Source organism: Micromonospora inaquosa, assembly GCF_003857055.1.
Lineage (GTDB): Bacteria > Actinomycetota > Actinomycetes > Mycobacteriales > Micromonosporaceae > Micromonospora > Micromonospora inaquosa.
Genome location: NZ_QGSZ01000263.1, coordinates 41,973 through 61,884, shown reverse-complemented (window position 1 = coordinate 61,884; position 19,912 = coordinate 41,973). Strand labels below are relative to the sequence as shown.

Here is a 19,912-nt window from a genome sequence, read left to right as displayed (position 1 = left end):
CACCCACCCGAGGAGCCGCCGTGCGGATCGCCCTCTTCATCACCTGCGTCAACGATCTGGCGTTCCCGGCCACCGGCATCGCGGTCACCCGCATCCTGCGGCGACTCGGCCACACCGTCGACTTCCCCACCGCCCAGACCTGTTGCGGGCAGATGCACGCCAACACGGGTTACCGGGCCGAGGCCATGCCGATGGTGCGCAACTACGTCGACGTCTTCGACTCCTACGACGCCATCGTCGCGCCGTCCGGGTCGTGCACGGCGATGATCCGCGACCAGTACCCGCACCTGCACCCGCCCGCCACCTCGGTGGCCGCCCGCACCTACGAACTGTCCGAACTGCTCGTCGACGTTCTCGGCGTCACCGACGTCGGCGCCGAGTTCCCGGAGACGGTCACCTACCACCCCACCTGCCACGGCCTGCGGATGCTGCGCCTCGGCGACCGGCCGCTGAGCCTGTTGCGCCAGGTGCGCGGGATCAAGCTGGTCGAGCTGGGCGACGCCGAGGAGTGCTGCGGTTTCGGCGGCACGTTCGCCCTGAAGAACCCGGACGTCTCCACCGCGATGCTCACCGACAAGTGCGCCCGGGTCCGCGACACCGGCGCGCGGGTGCTCGCCGCGGCCGACAACTCCTGCCTGGCGCACATCGGCGGCGGCCTCGACCGCCACCGGTCCGGCGTACGGGCCATGCACTACGCCGAGATTCTCGCGCAGACGGGAGCCAGCTCATGAGCCATCCGGTCGCACCCGCCACCGGGGGCGGGCGGATCCGCACGCCACTGCCCTTTCCCACCGCCGCCAGACCGGCCGTCGCCGACCAGCAACTGCGGGCCAACCTGCACCGGGCCACCCGCACCATCCGTGCCAAGCGCGCCCGGGTCGTCGACGAGGTGCCCGACTGGGAGGCGCTGCGCGACGCCGGCTCGGCGATCAAGGCGGACGTCCAACGTCGGTTGCCGGAGCTGCTGGAGCAGTTCGAGGCGTCCGCCACCGCTGCCGGCGCCACCGTGCACTGGGCCCGCGACGCTGCCGAGGCGTGCCGGATCGTGGTCGCGTTGACCCGGGCCGCCGGGGCCGACGAGGTCGTGAAGGTCAAGTCGATGGCCACCCAGGAGATCGAGCTCAACGAGGCGCTGGAGGCCGCCGGGATCGCCGCGTACGAGACCGACCTCGCGGAGTTGATCGTGCAGCTCGGCGAGGACACCCCCTCGCACATCCTGGTGCCGGCGATCCACTACAACCGGGCCCAGATCCGGGAGATCTTCCAGCGTCGTATGCCTGACGCGCCGGCCGACCTGAGCGACGAACCGGCGGCGCTCGCCGAGGCGGCCCGCGTCCACCTGCGCCGGCGCTTCCTCTCGGCCCGGGTCGCCGTCTCCGGCGCCAACTTCGCCGTCGCGGACACCGGCACCCTCGTGGTGGTGGAGTCCGAGGGCAACGGGCGGATGTGCCTCACCCTCCCCGAGACGTTGATCAGCGTCGTCGGCGTCGAGAAGCTGCTGCCGACCTTCACCGATCTGGAGGTCTTCCTGCAACTGCTGCCCCGATCCTCGACCGGCGAGCGGATGAACCCGTACACCTCGATGTGGACCGGCGTCACCCCCGGGGACGGCCCGCAGACCGTGCACGTCGTGCTTGTTGACAATGGTCGGTCCGCGGTGCTCGCCGACCCGGTCGGACGGCCGGCGTTGTCCTGCATCCGCTGCTCGGCGTGCCTCAACGTCTGCCCGGTGTACGAGCGGGCCGGCGGGCACGCGTACGGGTCGGTGTATCCGGGGCCGATCGGCGCGATCCTGTCGCCGCAGCTGACCGGGGTGGCCGACAACGCGTCGCTGCCGTACGCGTCGACCCTCTGCGGCGCCTGCTACGACGTGTGCCCAGTGAAGATCAACATTCCGGAGATCCTGGTCCACCTCCGCCAGCAGGCGCCGCACCCACCGGCCGAACGGGCCACCATGGGTGTCCTGTCCTGGGTGATGCGCAGCCCCCGACGTTGGGCCGCCGCCCTGCGCCTGGCCCGGGCCGGCGCGGGACCACTCGGGGCGTACCGGGAGCGGCGCACCGGCGCTCGGACGCTGCGGCGACTGCCCTGGCCGGCGTCGGCGTGGACCCGGTCGCGGGACCTGCCGCTGCCCGCGCCGCAGACCTTCCGGGAATGGTGGGAGAAGCAGTGACCGCACGTGACGAGATCCTGGCGCGGCTGCGGACGGCCCTGGCCGACGGGCCGCCGCCGGTTCCGGTCCCCCGCCGGTACCGGCGGGTCGACGACCGCAGCGACCTGATCGACACCCTGGTCGACCGCCTGGAGGACTACCGGGCGGTCGTCCACCGTGGCATCGACGCCCTACCTCGGCTGCTCAGCGCGGTCGACCGGCTCGCCGTCCCCACTGACGTCCCCGCCGGCTGGCTGGCCGGCTACGCCGGGCGGTTGCACCGCGACGCGCCTGCGCTGTCACCGGCCACACTGGACGAGCTGGACGCGGTCCTGACCGGCTGCGCCGTCGCGGTCGCCGACACGGGCACCATCATCCTCGACGCCGGCCCGGCGCAGGGGCGGCGCGCGCTCACCCTGGTCCCCGACCGGCACATCTGCGTCGTCCGCACCGACCAGGTCGTCGGTCTGCTGCCCGAGGCGCTCGCCCGCCTCGACCCACGCGCGCCGCTGACCTGGATCTCCGGCCCGTCCGCCACCAGCGACATCGAGCTCAACCGGGTCGAGGGAGTACACGGCCCCCGTCGACTGGAGATCGTGCTGATCAGTTCAGGAGCCTGACGACGACACCTGCTCGTCACTGTTGGTTGCGCCCGGGGCGGTCGCCCGCAGTGGAATGCCGCGCACGTTGAGCAGCATGACGACGCCCACGCCGACCACCAGGGCGATGTCGGCGACGTTGCCGACGAAGAACCCGGCGTAGTCGATGAAGTCCACCACGTGCCCGCGAGCGAACCCCGGCTCCCGGAAGAGGCGGTCCAGCAGGTGGGTCGTCGCGCCGCCGAGCACCAGGCCCAACGCCACCGCCCAGCCGCGCGACGTGACCCGCCGCGCCACGACGGTCACCGCGACCACCGCCGCCGCCGCGAACACCGCGAAGATCCAGGTGTACGCGGAGCCGATCGAGAAGGCGGCACCCGGGTTGTACACGAGTCGCAGTTGCAGCAGGTCACCGAGAACCGTGATCGTCTGCCCGCCAGAGAGCGCGGACTCGGCCCAGTACTTGCTGAGCTGATCCGCGGCGAGCACCACAGCAGCGATCAACACGACGGCGCGGAACATCCCGGAACCCTAACCGGTCAGCGGAGACCGTCACCACCGGCGGTGAACGCGGGCACCACCGGTGGGAGCGCCGTCACCGCTCCTCGTCGCCGACGTCCACGATGACCTTGCCGTTGGCGGTGCCGTCGGCGACCAGGCGGTGGGCGTCCATGACCGTGTCGAGCGTGAACCGGCGCTCGTCCAGTCGGGGGCGCAGCGAACCGGCATCGGCCAGCGTCGCGACCTCGCGCAGGATGACACCGTGGTGTTCCCGGCCCCGCCCGGTCAGCATCGGCAGCAGGGTGAACACGCCGGAGTAGGTCGCGCCACGAAACGACAGCGGGGCGAGCGAGTGTGAGCCCCAGCCCAGCGCGCTGACGACGTGCCCGTGATAGGTGCGGACCGCCGCGAACGAGGCGTCGAGCGTCGCGCCACCGACGTTGTCGACGATGATGTCGAAGCCCTCGCCGCCGGTGTGCCGCTCGACGTACTCCTCCACGGTGCTCGCGGTGTAGTCGATCGGCACGGCGCCCAGGCTCTCGATGACCCGCATGCTCGCCGGCCCACCCGTGGCGTACACCTCGGCGCCTCGCGCCCGGGCAAGCTGCACACCCACGTGACCGACACCGCCGGCACCGCCGTGCACCAGCACCTTCTGCCCGGCGTGGACCCCGGCCCGGTCGACCAGTCCCTCCCAGGAGGTGACCGCGGCCAGTGGCATCGCGGCGGCTTCCCGCATCGAGAGGCTCCTCGGCTTGCGGGCCAGCAACCGGGCGTCCACGGCGGCGTACTCGGCCAGGGAGCCCTGCAGGTCGCCGACGCCCCCGCACAACCCGTACACCTCGTCTCCCGGCCCGAAGCCGGTCACCTCCGGACCGACCGCCGCGACGACCCCGGCGAGGTCGATGCCGAGCACCGCCGGCGGCTGGACACGCGCGTGTGCGGCCTTCCCTGCCTGGATCTTCGTGTCGAGCGGGTTGACCCCGCTGGCGACGATCCGCACCAGCACCTGCCCCGCCACCGCAGTGGGTTGATCGATCTCCTCGACCGTCAGCGGAACGTCGAACTCCCGCAGCACCGCAGCCCGCATAGCTCCCACACTCTCCGTGATCGAGACCCCACGTGGACGCTATCCGACCGGATCGCCGGCCGGCGCAACGTTCGCCCGACCCGGCCGACCACCCGTCACGCCCGGGGTCAGCTTTTGCCATCCGAGGAAAAAGATCGTCACCTCTTGTAAAAAGTCTCAGCACGGTGAGGATATTCAAATGCGCCGTCACCCTCAGATTTCCGGGCGGGTGGTCCCGGGCCTCCTCGCGCTCCTCCTCGCCTCGGCTGTCGCTCTCCTCGCGTCCGCGCGGCCCGCCGCTGCGCACGGGACCCTCGCCGGGTCCACGCCAGCGGCGAACGCCACGGTGCGCGGACCGTTGGCGTCGGTGCAGCTGTTCTTCACCGAGAAGGCCGCCGCCAACGCGTACTTCACGATCACCGCCCCCGGCGGCACCCGGGTCGACAACGGCTGGTCGTATGGGGAGCCGAAGCCGCTGGATCAGCCGGTACGCGAGTACTTCCTGGTCAATGGGCAGTTCGAGCCACGCGAGTACACGACGGGATTCCCGGCGGTCGTGGCCGTCGCGCATCTGCCCGCCAAAGGCCAGTATTCGGTGAGCTACCTGTCGATCGCGTCCGACGGCGACACCGTGCGGGGCACGATGACGTTCCGTTACGACGGGCCGGTGACGGCAGCGCCGCAGGGGTGGAGCCCACCATCCACCCAGCCGGACCCGGCGCTGCTCGCCGCCACCGAGCAGCACCAGACATCCGGGCAGGTTTCGGCGGTGCCGACCACCGCTGCCGACCCATCGACCCCGACGGCTGCGGTGGCTGCGCCGACCGAGTCGAGCAGTGACAGCGATTCCGGAATACCGGCCTGGACCGGTTGGGCGATGGCGGTCGTGGTGGCGGTGGGGGTGGCCGGGCTTGTCGGCTGGCGTCGCCGCCCGGCTCGCACCGGCAGACCCACCGGCCGGGGCCGTACCTCGGCGGCGACGTCTCGCCGACGCGGCGCCGGTGCCCGTCCCACAAGCAGGACCGCCGGCGGCAGGACGGGTACGACCCGTCGCGGCGGCGGTGTCGGCGCGACCACACTCGACTCCGAACCGCGAGCCGGCGTCGATGTCGCCGCCGGCACACCGGAATCCCGACTGGGCAACACCCGGCTGGCGCTGATCGTCGGTGGGCTGGTGGTGGCCCTGTTGGCCGGTTTCGGGTTGGCGCGCGTCGGTGCCGCCGACGAGAGTCCGGCGACCGGCGCCGCGCGAGCGGCAGCGGGCGGGCCACCCGCCTCGGGCCAGGAGGTGTCGGCCGCCGACGGGCACCAACACGCGCCGGGGACCGGCCCGCACACGCACCCGGGTGACGGCGGGACGGGCCAGACGCTGGCAACCGGAACGACGGTCAGCGCCAACGGGTACACCCTGCAACCACTGGAACGGTCCCAACCGCCCGGCGTACGAACTGACTACCGGTTCCGGATCGTCGGCACCGACCGGCAGGCGGCGACCCGCTTCGCTGTCGTTCACGACAAGCCGCTGCACCTGATCGTGGTGGGCCGCGACCTGACCGGCTACCAGCACCTGCATCCGACGATGGCACCCGACGGCACCTGGAGCGTCCCCCTGACGCTGGCCCGCCCGGGCGGCTACCGCGTCTACGCCGACTTCTCCGTCACCGCGGCCAACGGCACGCAGCAGCCTCTGGTGCTGGGCGTCGACCACACAGTGCCCGGCGCGCACAGCCCGGCCGCGTTGCCGCCAGCGCAGGCGCGGGCAACGGCTGGTCCGTACGCGGTGTCGATGACCGGTACCCCGACGGTAGGGGTGACGGCGCCGATCCACTTCCAGATCAACCGCGCCGACACGGCCACGCCCGCCCAGCTGGAGCGATACCTGGGCGCGTACGGGCACCTGGTCGTCGTTCGGGAGGGCGATCTCGGCTACGTGCACGTCCACCCCGAGCCGGAGTTGGTCGACGGGACGGTCAAGTTCTGGCTGACCGCACCGAGTTCAGGCCGGTACCGGGCCTTCTTCGACTTCCAGGTCGCCGGCAAGGTGCACACCGGGGAGTTCACCATCAATCTGCCGTGATCGTTCGTCGTCATACGGGCGGTCGGTGTCCCCCGGCCGACGGGCGGCCCCGTCGCTCAGAGCACAACCTGTTTGGTGTTCGGCAGGCTGTCGACGATCGACTTCTGCACATTGATCGTGTCGGCAATGACCTCGTGGGGTGTGTTGGCCATCCACTGCATCACCGAGATGTCCTCGAACCGGGGATGGCGGAACATCTCCAGGAACACCAGCGGCTCATCACCGGTGTTCTCGATGTAGTGGCCGTAGGCGAAGGGGACGTAACCCACGTCGCCGGCCTGGAAGTCGAACGTCCGCGCGGCGGCCTGCGCGGCGAAGACGCCCATCCGCCCGGTGCCGGAGATGTAGTACTGCCACTCGTCGGTGGTGGGGTGCCAGTGCAGTTCGCGCAACCCGCCCGGTTCGACCTCCACCAGAGCCGCGGCGGTGGTCACGGAGGCGGCGAAGTTGGTCGAGTCGGTGATCCGGACCGTGCCGCCGCGGAAACGCTGCGGGGTCTGCGCGAGCATCCGGTGCTTGAAGCTTCGTGGGATGTCGCCGGTCGGGCTGACCACCCGGTCCTGGTGCAAGGGTGGTGGGACGTCGCCCTGGAAGATGTACTTCTCCCGCTCGGGCAGGTTCTCCATCTGTTCCAGCGTCCAGCCGAAGTTCTTGGCCAGGACGTGCCGGGGGGTGTGGGCGAAGAAGTCGCTGAGCAGGAACGTGTTGTTCTCCGAGAACGCGCCGTCGTCGAAGACCAACAGGAACTGGGCGCCGTCCTCCAACGCCTGGATGTTGTGCGGCACACCCTGCGGAAAGAACCACAGATCGCCGGCCTTCACGTCCTCGATGAAGTTGCGTCCCTCGTGGTCGACGGCGCTGATCCGGCAGCTGCCGCTGAGCATGTACGCCCACTCGGACTGCTGATGCCAGTGGATCTCCCGGTATGCGCCCGGCTCGAGACCGAACTGGACGCCGGACAGCTGACTGGCGATCGGGAGGTCGCGGCTGGTCACCTCCCGGGTCCAGCCGCCCTTCTCCACCCGGGTGTGCGCCTGCGAGAAGGAGAACTTGAGGTTGGGCACCAGCCGGCTGTCGGTCGTCGGCGGAACCAGGAGGTCCGGGTTCTGCCGCTCAAGCTCCACGTTACGGCCCGCGAAGGGCGCGGCGCCCTGGTCGCCGCGTCGCGGCTCGGGATCGCTGTTCGCCATGATCGCTGCCTCCTCACTCGGGTTGGATCGGCTCGGGCGCGGAAACGGATCCGCTCCGCAGCCGTAGCCGGGACGAGATCCCCAGCAGGGCACGCACTCCGGGCCGGCCGTACTGGACCGCGATCGCGACCGGAATCGCCGCCGCGCTCGCCATCAGCACCAGCCGCGTCCATGCCGGAGCGTGACCACCCGCCCCGGTACCGGCATAGAGGACGAACATCAGCAGTACGACCCGGAGCCGGTGCAGACCGGGAAGTTCGATGAGCAGGGCCATGATTCGATGGTCGACGCCGAGGACCGGCCGTCGCATCACGCGATCGCGCCATTACCGTGCGGCGCATCCCGGACGCCGCGGGCCTTTCGGCGCAATCCCGCCGGTTCGTCGATCCGGTCGCCCGTACCTGCCGTCATGGCTAGGCTCGGTCGCAGGACGGCATTTCGACGCGCCTGGTAACAACCGGGGAGAACGCCATTGTCCGAATCATCCTTCACCGCCGGAATGCTCCCGGCCGACGACATCACCGCCGACGCCGCCGAGCAACGACGGCACCGGCTCTTCGTCACCGCGGCTCAGCTCCGGCTCGCCGGACGCGGGATGGAGGCGCTGCACGTCCTGGCGGCGGAGATCGCGACGAGTCGCAGCGGCGAGCGCCAACGCGCCCTCCTGCTCGGTCGCCTGGCGCAGACCGTGGCACTGGAGCAGCCGACCATCGCCCTCGCCGGTCTGCGGGAGGCGCTGAACCTTCGACTGGACGCCCGCAGCCACAGCACCCTGCTCGCAATGCTCGCCACGATCGCGGCCCGCACGGGACATCCGGACACCGATGCCCTGCTCCGCGACGCGGGCACCGCACACGCCGCGTCGGGTGACCAGTCGTCCGCTCGTCATCTCGCCCTCGGCCGGGCCGCCCGTTCGCTCGCGCACGGCGATCTGCCGGGCGCCCAGGCCGTGCTGGCGGCCCTGGACCCGGGCTCCTGGGCGGCACGGGCCGACAGCCCGTCCATCCGGGCCGAACGGATCCTCGTGCAGCTCGGCCTGGGCCGGCACCAGGACGCACGGACCGCGACCCGGCAGGCGCCCGACGAGGCCGATGGTCCGCTCACCGGGCTGACCGCGCTGGACTGCCTGCGCATGGTGGCCGTGGGAGAGCTGCCCGAGGCGGCCGCGCTGGCGGTCACGACGCTCAGCTCCGGCTCGGCGGAGATCAGCGAGGAGGTGCGTGCCCTGTTGGTCGCGGTGATCGGCGAGGTCCGCTACCGCCGTGGCGAGCACGACGACGCGCGCGCCATCCTCCGCACCTGCGCCACCGAGGATCGGTGGCCGAACCGTACGATGTGGAGCTTCGCGTTCTGCGTGGCGGTTCGCGATCCCGCCCTCAGCGCGCCGGCGGGCCTGCTCACCAGGGTCGTCGCCGACCTGCACCGGTCGGTCCGGCCGCTTTTGCCAGTGCCACATCTCGGCCCCCGACTGGTCCGCGCGGCGGTGGCTGCCAGCGACACCCGGGCCGCGCGCCGGGTCACCGAACTGGTCGAGCTGGTGCGCACCCGTACGCCGGTGCCGCTGTGGCACGCGCTGGCCGACCAGAGCCGAGGGTTGCGCGACGGCGACCCGGACGCGCTCCGGTCGGCGGTCGACCAGCTACGCACCACCGCCGCCCGGCCGGCGCTGGCCGACGCGTTGCTCGACCTCGCGAACAGCCCTCGGCTGCGCTCCGGGGAGGCGCGCGACGCAGCGCACGAGGCGGCGGCCCTCTACGCCCGGATCGGCGCCCCAGGCGACCAGGCGATCGCCGATCGGCGCTGCGCCGACCTCGCCGCCACCCCGCGGCACCGGCCATCGCTCGACAAGCCGTCGAGCGGGGGCATCGACGCGCTCACCCCCGCCGAGGAGCGGGTGGCCGAGATGCTTGCCGCTGGCGCCACGAAGAAGGAAGCGGCCAGGAGCCTCTTCGTCTCCTTCCACACCGTGGACACCCAACTCCGCTCCATATACCACAAGCTGGGCATCCACAACCGGATGCAGCTGGTGCGGACCTGGGAAAGGACCAGACGATAATCGCCCGATGACCGCGCCAGCCGACCTGACCCCGCTCGCCGAAGCCGTGGAGTGCGAATTCATGCACTCCTACGAGTCACAGGCACCCGGACCCACGTACACCGATCTCGGGATCGCGACCACCCGCATCGGCGGCGGCGTCGCCCTCGCCATGCGCAACGATCCCTCCGGCGGGTACTGGAGCAAGGCCCTCGGCTTCGGCACCACCGAGCCGTTCACCGTGCAGATCCTGGATCGCGTCCTCGACTTCTACCGGGAGCACGGCGTCGACCAGGCTGTGCTCCAGCTCGTCCCGTCCGTGCTGCCCGCGGGCTTCGACGAGGTGGCCGCCGCGCGCGGGCTGGCTCCGGGAAGCACCTGGGTCAAGCTCGCCGCCCGACCCGCCGACGTCGCCGCGTCGCAGACCAGCCTGCGCGTCGCCCCGGTGCCGGCCGCCGAGGCGCGACGCTGGGCCGATGTGCTGCTCACCGGGTTCGGCATGCCGACCGGTGGGCTCACCGACATGCTGGCCGCGACGGTCGGCCAGCCGGCGTGGCGACCCTTCGCGGCCTGGGACGACGGTGAGCTGGTGGCGGGCGCCAACCTGTTCCTGCACGGCGAGGCCGCGTCGCTCAACGCCGCCGCGACGGCCTCCGGTCACCGCGGCCTCGGGGCGCAGTCGGCGCTGATCGCCGCCCGCGCCCGAGCCGCCGCCGAGGCGGGCTGCCGGTGGTTGTTCGCCGAGACCGGCAAGCCCGCGCCCGGTCAGCAGAACCCGTCGCTGAACAACCTGCGCCGGGCCGGGCTGGTGCCGCTCTACGAACGGCGCAACTGGGTCTGGCGAGCAGCGTCCTGAGCCCGCCCGCCGGGGTCACTTCTCGCTGTCGAGGGAGGCCATGATCGGAGTCGCGTACCGCTGCCCGGAGGCGGCGCCGGCCGGCACGGCGCGCTCGATCTCGTCCAACGCGTCCTGGTCGAGCACCAGGTCGACAGCGGCCAGCGACTCGGTCAGCCGATCCCGTCGACGCGCCCCGACCAGCGGCACGATCTGTTCACCCTGCGCCGCCACCCAGGCGATCGCCACCTGGCTCGTGGTCGCCCCGGGCCGCTGCGCGACCCGGCCGAGCGCGTCCACGAGGCGCAGGTTGGCGGTCAGGTGCTCGCCCTGGAAGCGTGGGCTGTTCGCCCGGAAGTCCGTGCCGGCCAGCTGACGGTCCGCCGACCAGTGGCCACTGAGCAGACCTCTGGTCGACAACTCATCCGCGGACTGCGCTGACCGGCCAGCGGCGGACTCACTCGGGCGGCTTGGCCCCCGACTGCTCGCTCACCATGTACGCCGCGTACCAGTCGGGCCAGTTGTCGTCCCGCTCGCCCGTACGTTTCTCGTGCTCGCCGTGCGCGGCGGCCGCGCGCCGCAGCGCGCCCGCCAGGTCGCTCACCGAGCCGTACGACGTCAGGCCGCCCTCGATGCGCCCGGGAAGCCTGGTGGTGATCTCCTGGATCAGCCAGGTGTTGCCGTCCGGGTCGCGAAGCGTGGCCCGCGAGAAGTAGCTGCGCCGCTGCGGGTCCGGCCCGTCGACCGGGCCGTCCGGGCCGACGTGGAAGACGTCGCCGACCTCGACGCCGGCGGCGACGAGGTCGGCGCGGGCCGCCTCGACGTCGGACACGATCAGGTAGGCCATGGCCGAGCCGGGCGCCGCCGACGTGAGCCCGGGGCCGAACTGCACGGAGCACGCGGAGCCGTGCGGCGTCAACTGGACGATGCCGGGTGGGGTCTGGTCGAGCCGCCACCCCAGCCGTTGGTAGAACGACTTCGCCCGCTCGACATCCGAGACCGGGATGACGATCACCTCAAGCTTGACGTCGAGGCTCTCGATCCGCGACGCCGCACTCGCGTCACCCTGGGCAACCTTCGGGCTCATCGCTGTCCCCTTCCTGATCATCGGGTACTGCTTGCGTCAGTGCTCGGTGCCGGCTTTCCGGCATCAGCCCGGCGGCATCCTGGCGGCCCGGCGCACCCCCAACAGGGCGATCAGAGCGAGGAGGATGACGGCGACGGAGTACTCGTCGGCGGTCCGCGGCAGCCCGCCGGCGTAGACCACGAGGAAGCCGGCGATCACCGTGGGGAGACCGAAGCCGATGTAGCAGATGACGTAGAGCACGGACAGCACACTGGCGCGTTGGTGCGCCTCGACCAGCGGCATGACCGTCTTGAGGCTGCCCTGGAAGCCGCTGCCGAAGCCGACGCCCCCGAGCGCGAGACCGACGAAGAAGCCCGGGACGGACTGCGCCATGACCGCCGCCAACGTGACGATCATGCCGAGGATGAGCGCGACGATCCCGGTCAGGATCACGGTCCGCGCGGCGGTGTTGCGCTGCACCACGACGGCGATCGACCCGAAGACGGCGAAGACGAAGAGGACCAGACCGCCGATCACGATCGACGTGTTCATGAGACTGCGGACGAGCGCCGGGCCGAGCGCGCCGAAGAACCCGGCGAGCGCCCAGACGGCGAAGAGCACCGGGACGACGACCAGGACCGGTTGGCGCACCGAGCGGGGCAGTGCGATCTCCGGCCGCAGGCTGCGTCGGGCCCCGGCGAGCGGTGTGACGGTCTCCGGCATCAACGCGACCCCGACGGCCTGGATCAGCAGGATCACCAGCAGGACGACGTACACCAGCCGCGTCGGCGCGGGCAGGTACTGGACAAGCAACGCCGAGAGCAGGGCCCCGCTTCCGGTTCCGATACCCGGGGCGATCGAGTTCGCGAGCGTGCCCCGGGCACGGTCGATGTCGAGCATGGCGGCCCCCACGGCGCCGGTGGCGGCACCGGCAGCCAGCCCCTGCACGAGGCGGGCGACCAGCAGGGCCGCAACGCCGTTGGCGAAGATGAAGACGACCAGCGCGAGGATCTGCACCGCGATCGCGACGGCCAGCACCGGCCGCCGACCGACGTGGTCGGACAACTTGCCGAACGTGAGCAGCGAGCCCAGCACCGCCAGCGCGTAGACAGCGAACACCACCGTGGTCGTGACCGGCGAGAAGTGCCAGCGTTCCTGGTACACGCCGTAGAGCGGGGTCGGGGCTGCCGAGGCGGCCAGGAACGACACCAGGATCGACGCCAACAGCACCAGGGAGGCCGACGGCGAGAGTCGGGCCCGCCCTGAGATCGACATGTCGGTGCTCCTCGACTGCACGGAAAGCGGTCCGGCCTGGGCGTTCCACCGGCCCCAGGGTCATGGCGGCCTACCCGGCGAGCGCGGCGCCATGCCAGTTCGACCGGGTCGGCGTGGTCCGCCGCCGGTTGCGCTCGCTCCGAGGAGCACGGGGTACGGCGTCCCGCGCCGCCGGTTCAGCCCTCGGTGTCCTGACCGCCCGCCGGGAGGCTGGCCTGCTCCAGGCCGGTCTCGACCAGTGGTCGGCCGAGGTTCTCGGGGTGGGGCGGCTTCACCAACGACCATGTCGAGCGGACCGTCGGCCGGCAGCCGCGGACGTTCGCCGAGTTCATCCGCGATCACCGCGAGCACTTCGCCAGCGTCTGATCCGACGAGAGGTCGGCGCGGTTCACCGATCCGGCAGGCCCTCGTCGTCGTCCGGCATCGCCGTCGAGTCACGTTCCGTCGTCCGGAACCGCTGCTGATAGGCGCGGGGTGGCACCCCCACCCGGGCGAGAAACATCCGGCGCAACGTCTCCGGGCTGCCAATGCCGACGAGATGAGCGCAGGCGGTGACGGACTTCCCCGCGTGCAGCAGCCGGATGGCCGCGTCGACCCGCACACCCTCCACGTACTTGCTGGGGCTACTGCCAAGCTCCTGCTGGAACATCCGGGAGAGGTGACGAGGGCTGACGTGCGCCCGGGCGGCGAGGGCCGTCACCGAGTGGTCGGCGGCCGGGTCGGCAGCCACCGCGTCGATCACCTGCCGCAGCACCGGAGTGCGGGGTCGGGGCAGGGCGAGCGACGGCGAGAACTGCGACTGGCCGCCCGGGCGCTGTAGGAAGACGACGAGCGACTGGGCCACCGACCGGGCGACCTCCGGACCGTGGTCGCGCTCCACGAGGGCCAACGCGAGGTCGATGCCAGCGGACACCCCGGCCGAGGTGAAGATCGTCCCATCCCGCACGAAGATCGCATCGCTCTCCACGCTGACCTGCGGAAAAGCCGCCGAAAGCAGCCGAGCGTGCTGCCAGTGCGTCGTCGCCCGCCGCCCGTCGAGCAGGCCGGCGGCGGCCAGGACGAACGCGCCTGTGCAGACCGCGGCGGTGCGCTCGGCGCGGCGTGACAGCGCTGCTGCGGCGGTGGTGAGGTCGGCACCGATCGGGCGTACCGCCAGCGCGTCGCCGCCGACCACGAGGGCGGTCCCGACGTCGGTCGCCGCGTCGACAGCGCCATCCACCTGGACGAGCAGGCCCGTTGAGGCGCGGACGGCGGCACCGTCGCTGGAGCGCACCTCCAACTCGTACCGGGCGCCGAACTTGGCGGCCTCGGCGAAGACCTCGAACGGCCCGGCGAGGTCCAGCAACGTCATGCCGTCGAAGACGAGGGCCGTGACCCGGTGTGCTTCCGTCGCCCGACTGCCCACCGCGCCAACCCCTCCGATGTTGTCCTGATCTGAGGGAAGCATGGCAGACAGGACAGGGCTTTCGGCAGGTCGGCCGGGTGATGCTGGACGCATCGGAGCCCGGCCGGGCTCCCGAACCGACAGGACCGTGATGAGCCAGACAACGATCGCCGGCATCGAGATCCCCGACTCGCAGCTCGCCACCGACGCCACCGAACTGGTCCGCCAGGCCACCGACGACCTGCTGTTCCATCACTCGCGGCGGGTCTTCCTCTTCGGCACCCTCCAGGGCCGGCGACTGGGCCTGAAGGCCGACCCCGAGCTGCTCTACGTGGGAGCGATGTTCCACGATCTGGGACTAACCGAACGCTACCGCCGCGACGATCAGCGCTTCGAACTCGACGGCGCCGACGAGGCACGCCGCTTCCTCCGCTCGAACGGCATCGGCGAACACGAGGCCCGACTCGTCTGGGAAGGGATCGCCCTGCACACCACGCCCGAGGTTCCGTACCGCCTGGAGCCCGAGGTCGCCCTGGTCACCGCGGGCGTCGAGACGGACGTGCTCGGGATCGGCTACCACGAGTTGTCGCCGGCGGACATCGCGGCGGTCACCACGGCACACCCGCGACCGAACTTCAAGCGGGCCATCGTCGACGCCTTCGCGGCCGGTTTCCGGCACCGGCCGGACACCACCTTCGGGACCGTGAACGGCGACGTGTTGGAGCACCGGGTGCCGGGCTACCGCCACATCGACTTCGTTCGGGTCATTGAGGATTCCGCCTGGCCCGAATGAGCCCTACAGCTCGGGGTGACCGAAGAGTCCCGGTAGCCCACCGCTGTGCAGGAAGACGACCCGGGCGCCGCGCGGGAAGCTGCCGGCCAGCAGCGCCGCCATCGCCCGACCGGTGTACGTCGGGTCCAGGAAGATTCCCTCCGTACCCGCGGTGATCTCCAGCGCCGCCCGCACGGCGTCGGTCAGCGTGCGGTACCCGGCACCCACCTGGGAGCCGTCGATCCGCAACGCGTCCGGGTCGACCTCGCCGACGAGCAGCTCGGCGACGGTCGCCCGGGGGTCCGGCAGGGCACCGACATCCACGCCGACCACCCGCTCCGCGCCCAGCTCCCGCACCAGGCCGGCCATCGTGCCGCCCGAGCCGAGCGCCACCACGACCTCGGCCCCGTCGATGGCCGGCAGCTGGGTACGCAGCTCCCGAGCGCAGTCCACATATCCCTGGACCGAGGCGGGTGAGGTGCCGCCGAACGGGATGACGTACGCCGATCGGCGCTCCGCCTCGGCCGCCACCACCTCGGCGAGCGGGCGGTCCCCAGCCCAGACGATCTCCGCCCCGGCGAGCCGGTCGAGCAGCAGGTTGCCTCGTGGGGTCTCCGGGGGCGGTCCGGCGAGCACCAGTACGCAGGAGAGGCCGAGCCGAGCGGCGGCTGCCGCGGTGAGTCGGGCGTGGTTGCTCTGCGGCGCGCCCGACGTGAGCACCGTGCCGGCGCCGACGGCGATCGCCTGCGCGCAGGTGTACTGAAGCTTACGGATCTTGTTGCCGCCCCCACCGAGGCCGGTGAGATCGTCACGCTTGAACCAGAGCTCGGCCAGCCCCAGCCGGGCGGCGAGCCGGGGCGCAGCCTCCAACGGCGTGGGCCACGTGCCGAGGGGAACGGGTGTGATCATCCGTGCAGCTAAGCACTCCGCGGCCCCGTACGCAGCTTTCTGGCGGTGGGCGGCTCCTGCGCGGCCATTCCCGACGTGCTGCCGTCCGGGGCGGCGGACCGACGTCTGCGTGGCGACCGGGGCGCGGTGCCGCGTGCCGCTGCCCGGGGCCCGCCGGTGGGTTTACCACCGTTCAGGGCGGGTAGGGTGGTCGCCGGGTCAAGACATGCGCCCTCCAGTGGTCAGCCCTGTTCGTGCACACGCACGGCAGGTCGACCACCCTCGTCGAGGGCGGAGACAGCATGTGATTGAGCAGACCCCCATTTCCCGGCCGGTGTCACCTGACCTCCTGAGTGATCAGGGCACCGCCCTCATCGAGCCGATCATGTCGCTGACGTTGAGCCACGACGGCTCCGAGAGCGTGATCAGCGTTGTCGGCGAGCTCGACATGAGCACTGCCCACCTGCTCACCCAACTGGTGGATTCCCTCTGCCGCGCCCCGACGCCGCTGATCGCGGTGGACCTGTCCGCGGTCCGCTTCCTCGGCGCGCACGGCATCAGCGCTCTGCTCAGATCCGGGCAGCTGGCCGCCGACGCGGGCGGCCAGCTGACGCTTCGCGCCCTCTCGCCGTTCGTCCGGCGTGTCCTCGACGTCGCCGGGGTGCTGCGGCACCTCGAACTCGACGACGCGCCGACACCACCCGGTGCGCAAGAACGACGCGACTCCGCGACTCCCCCGCCGTACGGCACAGACACGTCAGTCCCTCGGCCCTTTCCTAGCCGCCCACTCCTGGGTGGCTCGGCCACCGTCCCCGCATGAAGGAAAGGGCGTGGCGGTCATCGACCGGGTCCGCGACGCCGTGCGCAAGCCTTCGGAGATCTGACTCGGGCAGTGACCCGTCCGCGCGAGGTGTCGACAGGGCGACAGGTCACCCCCGAGTCTTTCCCACCGCCTGGGCGACAAGGGCCTCCGCGACCTCGCGCACCTTCCGGTTGGTGTCCTGGGAGATCTTCGACAGCAGCGCGAAGGCCTCCTCCGGCGAGCACCGCCGGCTCCCCATGATGATTCCTTTGGCCTGCTCGATCACCGCCCGATTCCGCATCGCCTCCTGCATCTGCGCCGCCAAGGTGGCGGCGTTCTCGTACAGGTGGGCGTTGGCCAGCGCCACGGCCGCGTACGCGGCGAAGCCTTCCGCGCTGGCGATCGAAGTCGGCTCGAACGCGTTCACCGAATCGCTGTAGACGTTCAGCGCACCGACCACCGACCCCTGGATGGGAAGCCCGATCGAGAGGGAGCTCCGCACTCCCGCGGCGCGAGCCCTCTCTGCCCAGGCCGGCCAGCGCCCCTCGTTAGCCATGTCCGGTACCGAGATGGTGTCACCACTGGCAGAGGCATCCAGGCACGGGCCGCGGTGCTGCTCGTACTGCCACTCGTCCAACTGACGGGCCAACTCACCAGTGAACGCCCCGGTCCAACCGACCCGGCCCCGCACCAGGGTGACCGTCACCTCCCTTGTCCCGGGAATGCTCCCTTTGGCAAGTTCGGCGATCCGGAGCAGCACGTCGTCGAGGCTGACCTCATCGAGTCTGACCCGGCCCAGTTCGGCCAACGCGTCGGCGGGATCCATCGTCGGCTGCGTCATCGCAGTGCGCCCTCCTCGATCGGCGTCCGCCAGGACAGGTCTTCCGACATGGCCGCACCTCGTCAACTGCCCAGCAGCTCCGCTCGGAGCGGTCCTCGGCAATCTTGGTGCTACCCCTCGAATCACCCACCCACACCCGGTTCAGGCCCGGTCGGCCTGCGTTTGCGCCGATCAGCTCAGACGGGTCGGGCCGTGAACACCGCGCCACGACGACTGTCGGTCAACGGCCCGTCACACCGAGCCGGTGAACTGGCTGACGTGGTAGGCGGTGCTGCGGCCATCGGGGGTGCGGGTCCATTTCGAGACCATCAGGTGCAGGTCGCCGGCGTTCCGGCTCGACCAGGGGTGGATGAACCCACCGTAGAACCCGGGCTCCTGCCAGCTCGTCAGCTGAATCTTCTCCGCCGTCCAGGCCCGGTCTGGCCCGGACGCGGTGCGGGTGACCAGGCACCCGATCTGACAGTTGAGGTAGGACATCACCCAGGTCCCGTCGGCCAGTCGACGCACCGACGGTTCACCGAAGCGACCGGTGAGGATGGGTGTGCAGGGTCTCCCCCAGCCCCAGTTGGTGCCGTTCCAGCCCCAGCCCTCGTACGACTCGGGGTAGAACAGCCGGTCCCACCGGACACGGCGCAGCATCATCGGGCCGTCCTGCCGCCCGGACCGGACCGAGAAGACGTAGACGTGCTCGCCGTCGCGCTGCATGGTCCACATCTGGAACGGGTCCTTGTTGTCCGGGCTGTTCCACCACTTCAACGGCGTACGAACGAAGTCGTTGCCGTTGTCGGAGAAGGCGAGCCCCCCGTAGCGCGACTTCCACTGCGGGCCGGCCGGGCCGGCGGAGTTCCAGTTCTCGATGCTCATGTAGGAGATGAGCTGCCGACCGGTCTCCGGAAAGCTGATGCCGTCGTTGGGAATGACTGTCACCTCCGCAAGACCGTCGATGCCGATGCCGTAGTGGCCGTTGTGCATCAACTCGGCAGCCCGTCCGTTGCCGGTGACCCTCGCGGCACTGTCGAAGACGACTCCGCCCGGCGCGCCGGGGTGGACGGCGGAGCGCAACAGCACCGGCGACCGCCAGTCGTTCGGCAGGGGCGGGCCCTCGGGCCACGGCGTGTCGAAGGTGTCGCCGAAGAGGTAGCCGATCGACCCGTTCTCCAACACGTAGGGGATACCCAGATCGGTGCCGGCCACCCGCCAGCGGCTACTGGTGTCGAGGTCCGCTCCGGTCAGCCGCTTCTTCCAGACCGCGGCCCGGGCCGGAGCGACAGTGCTCAGGAGCGCTCCACCGGAGCCGACCGCGCTGGCGGCCCCGATCACGGCGGCGCGGCCAAGCAACGAGCGACGACGTATGCCCATGGCTGCCCTCTCCTGTCGCACTACGTCCTTGCCGCGCCGCAGTGATCGGACGGCGGTTGCGGGCGAGTAAACCCGCCGGCAATCGTCGCTGTCAATACCTGCCCGTCCAGAACGATACATTGAAGGAATTCTTCATAGAACATTGACAGACGTCAGCGCCCTGAAGAAACTCTCAGCAATCGACCTCCGGGCGGTGGCGGTCCAGAGCCGCCATCAACTGACCATCCCCGAGGAGCAGCGTGAGACGTACTCTCCTGGCCCTGCTTGTCGCCCTCGGCATCGCCGGCACGACGGTCCCGGCCACCCCCGCGCAGGCGGACCCGCTCGGCATTCTGGCCTGCCCCTCCATCCCCGCCAACCGCGACCCGGCGGTGACCCTGATCGTCTATCGGGTCGCGCGGGCCCACAACGCCAACGACAAGGTGATGCTGTCCGCGTTCGAGGCGGGCTGGGTCGAGTCACACATGAACAACCTGCCCTGCGGCGACAAGTCGTCGCTCGGGGTGTTCCAGCAGCGCTGGGACTACGGGTGGGGCACGCCGGAGCAGATCATGGACCCGGTCTACGCCAGCACCCAGTACGTCACCCGAGCCATCCTCTGCGACCGCGACAACCCCCGCTACAGCGCGGGTCAGGTCGCCCAGTGCGTCCAACGGTCCGGCTTCCCCGATCGGTACGACCAGGTGGCCGCCACCGCCCGGGCCCAACTCAACGAGGCGACCCGCACCCACGCCATCGCCGGCGGATCCGCCACCGACGTCACCGGCGACGGCCGCGACGACATCGTCACCTTCACCCAGAACGCCCTGGCCGACGTCTACGTGGGCACGTCCACCGGCAGTTCCTACACCGGCACCTCGGCGAAGTGGCACGACTTCTTCTCCCTCGGTGGCGAGACCGCCACCACCGGCGACGTCAACGGCGACGGCAGGGACGACATCGTCACCTTCGCCCACAGCAACACCGGCGACGTCTACGTCGCGCTCTCCACCGGCACCGGCTTCCTCGGCGCCACCAGATGGCACGACTTCTTCGGCCTCAACGGCGAGACGACGCTGTGACCAGCG

21 protein-coding genes are annotated in these 19,912 nt (G+C 71.0%); 9 read left to right on the top strand and 12 right to left on the bottom strand.

Features of this window, described 5'->3' with window-relative positions; translation table 11 throughout:
- From DLJ59_RS23870 to DLJ59_RS23860, 3 genes are all read left to right on the top strand, one after another.
- A partial coding sequence (locus tag DLJ59_RS23870) for a (Fe-S)-binding protein (protein WP_425271453.1) occupies positions 1–731 on the top strand: 731 nt, incomplete at its 5' end.
- Positions 728–2,173 (top strand): lactate utilization protein B, encoded by a 1,446-nt coding sequence (locus DLJ59_RS23865; RefSeq protein WP_124774836.1) that lies wholly within the window; start codon positions 728–730, stop codon positions 2,171–2,173. The genes DLJ59_RS23870 and DLJ59_RS23865, both read left to right, overlap by 4 nt.
- The gene (locus tag DLJ59_RS23860; RefSeq protein WP_244236190.1) at positions 2,170–2,772 is read left to right on the top strand and encodes a LutC/YkgG family protein; all 603 of its coding nucleotides are present in this window, start codon (positions 2,170–2,172) and stop codon (positions 2,770–2,772) included. The genes DLJ59_RS23865 and DLJ59_RS23860 overlap by 4 nt, the downstream gene beginning before the upstream one ends.
- Here DLJ59_RS23860 and DLJ59_RS23855 read toward each other — a convergent pair.
- Together DLJ59_RS23855 and DLJ59_RS23850 are read right to left on the bottom strand one after the other, a co-directional pair.
- Positions 2,761–3,273: a signal peptidase II gene (locus tag DLJ59_RS23855; protein ID WP_124774835.1), complete on the bottom strand. Its 513-nt coding sequence runs from the start codon at positions 3,271–3,273 to the stop codon at positions 2,761–2,763. The genes DLJ59_RS23860 and DLJ59_RS23855 overlap by 12 nt on opposite strands.
- Positions 3,274–3,346: 73 nt before the next feature.
- A complete protein-coding gene (locus DLJ59_RS23850; RefSeq protein ID WP_124774834.1) occupies positions 3,347–4,342 on the bottom strand; it encodes a zinc-dependent alcohol dehydrogenase family protein in 996 nt (331 codons plus the stop codon).
- 178 nt (positions 4,343–4,520) lie between these two features.
- On the opposite strand from DLJ59_RS23850, the gene DLJ59_RS23845 reads away from it, so the two are divergent.
- Positions 4,521–6,398, top strand: coding sequence for a copper resistance CopC family protein (locus DLJ59_RS23845; RefSeq protein ID WP_124774833.1), 1,878 nt, complete (start codon positions 4,521–4,523; stop codon positions 6,396–6,398).
- 56 nt (positions 6,399–6,454) lie between these two features.
- Here DLJ59_RS23845 and DLJ59_RS23840 read toward each other — a convergent pair whose 3' ends face one another.
- Positions 6,455–7,588, bottom strand: coding sequence for a cupin domain-containing protein (locus tag DLJ59_RS23840; RefSeq protein WP_124774832.1), 1,134 nt, complete (start codon positions 7,586–7,588; stop codon positions 6,455–6,457).
- Between the two features lie 13 nt (positions 7,589–7,601).
- Positions 7,602–7,862, bottom strand: a complete 261-nt coding sequence (locus DLJ59_RS23835) for a hypothetical protein (protein ID WP_124774831.1) — start codon at positions 7,860–7,862, stop codon at positions 7,602–7,604.
- 198 nt (positions 7,863–8,060) lie between these two features.
- On the opposite strand from DLJ59_RS23835, the gene DLJ59_RS23830 reads away from it, so the two are divergent.
- Both DLJ59_RS23830 and DLJ59_RS23825 read left to right on the top strand, forming a co-directional pair.
- Entirely contained in the window at positions 8,061–9,644 is a 1,584-nt protein-coding gene (locus tag DLJ59_RS23830) for a helix-turn-helix transcriptional regulator (RefSeq protein WP_124774830.1), read from the top strand.
- Between the two features lie 7 nt (positions 9,645–9,651).
- Entirely contained in the window at positions 9,652–10,479 is an 828-nt protein-coding gene (locus DLJ59_RS23825; protein ID WP_124774829.1) for a GNAT family N-acetyltransferase, read from the top strand.
- A gap of 15 nt (positions 10,480–10,494) precedes the next feature.
- On the opposite strand, the gene DLJ59_RS23820 is transcribed toward DLJ59_RS23825, so the two are convergent.
- From DLJ59_RS23820 to DLJ59_RS23805, 5 genes are all read right to left on the bottom strand, one after another.
- A complete protein-coding gene (locus tag DLJ59_RS23820; protein WP_124774828.1) occupies positions 10,495–10,878 on the bottom strand; it encodes an aldo/keto reductase in 384 nt (127 codons plus the stop codon).
- A 37-nt stretch (positions 10,879–10,915) separates the two neighbouring features.
- The gene (locus tag DLJ59_RS23815; RefSeq protein WP_124774827.1) at positions 10,916–11,545 is read right to left on the bottom strand and encodes a VOC family protein; all 630 of its coding nucleotides are present in this window, start codon (positions 11,543–11,545) and stop codon (positions 10,916–10,918) included.
- Between the two features lie 63 nt (positions 11,546–11,608).
- Positions 11,609–12,799, bottom strand: a complete 1,191-nt coding sequence (locus DLJ59_RS23810; protein WP_208648808.1) for an MFS transporter — start codon at positions 12,797–12,799, stop codon at positions 11,609–11,611.
- Between the two features lie 176 nt (positions 12,800–12,975).
- Positions 12,976–13,131, bottom strand: coding sequence for a hypothetical protein (locus tag DLJ59_RS36435; RefSeq protein ID WP_158630899.1), 156 nt, complete (start codon positions 13,129–13,131; stop codon positions 12,976–12,978).
- 56 nt (positions 13,132–13,187) lie between these two features.
- Positions 13,188–14,246, bottom strand: a complete 1,059-nt coding sequence (locus DLJ59_RS23805; protein ID WP_124774826.1) for a GlxA family transcriptional regulator — start codon at positions 14,244–14,246, stop codon at positions 13,188–13,190.
- Between the two features lie 88 nt (positions 14,247–14,334).
- Here DLJ59_RS23805 and DLJ59_RS23800 point away from each other — a divergent pair, with 88 nt between their 5' ends.
- A complete protein-coding gene (locus DLJ59_RS23800) occupies positions 14,335–14,976 on the top strand; it encodes an HD domain-containing protein (RefSeq protein ID WP_124774825.1) in 642 nt (213 codons plus the stop codon).
- A 3-nt stretch (positions 14,977–14,979) separates the two neighbouring features.
- Here DLJ59_RS23800 and DLJ59_RS23795 read toward each other — a convergent pair whose 3' ends face one another.
- Positions 14,980–15,864, bottom strand: coding sequence for a pyridoxal-phosphate dependent enzyme (locus tag DLJ59_RS23795; RefSeq protein WP_124774824.1), 885 nt, complete (start codon positions 15,862–15,864; stop codon positions 14,980–14,982).
- Positions 15,865–16,147: 283 nt separating this feature from the next.
- Between DLJ59_RS23795 and DLJ59_RS23785 the strand changes: the two genes are divergently transcribed.
- Positions 16,148–16,663: an STAS domain-containing protein gene (locus DLJ59_RS23785; RefSeq protein WP_158630898.1), complete on the top strand. Its 516-nt coding sequence runs from the start codon at positions 16,148–16,150 to the stop codon at positions 16,661–16,663.
- Between the two features lie 109 nt (positions 16,664–16,772).
- Here DLJ59_RS23785 and DLJ59_RS23780 read toward each other — a convergent pair whose 3' ends face one another.
- Together DLJ59_RS23780 and DLJ59_RS23775 are read right to left on the bottom strand one after the other, a co-directional pair.
- Positions 16,773–17,486: a GAF and ANTAR domain-containing protein gene (locus tag DLJ59_RS23780; protein WP_124774821.1), complete on the bottom strand. Its 714-nt coding sequence runs from the start codon at positions 17,484–17,486 to the stop codon at positions 16,773–16,775.
- 231 nt (positions 17,487–17,717) lie between these two features.
- A complete protein-coding gene (locus DLJ59_RS23775) occupies positions 17,718–18,845 on the bottom strand; it encodes a DUF4185 domain-containing protein (RefSeq protein ID WP_124774820.1) in 1,128 nt (375 codons plus the stop codon).
- Between the two features lie 239 nt (positions 18,846–19,084).
- Here DLJ59_RS23775 and DLJ59_RS23770 point away from each other — a divergent pair, with 239 nt between their 5' ends.
- On the top strand, positions 19,085–19,906 hold the full coding sequence (locus tag DLJ59_RS23770) for an FG-GAP repeat domain-containing protein (protein ID WP_124774819.1): 822 nt from the start codon (positions 19,085–19,087) through the stop codon (positions 19,904–19,906).
- Positions 19,907–19,912 lie beyond the last annotated feature (6 nt).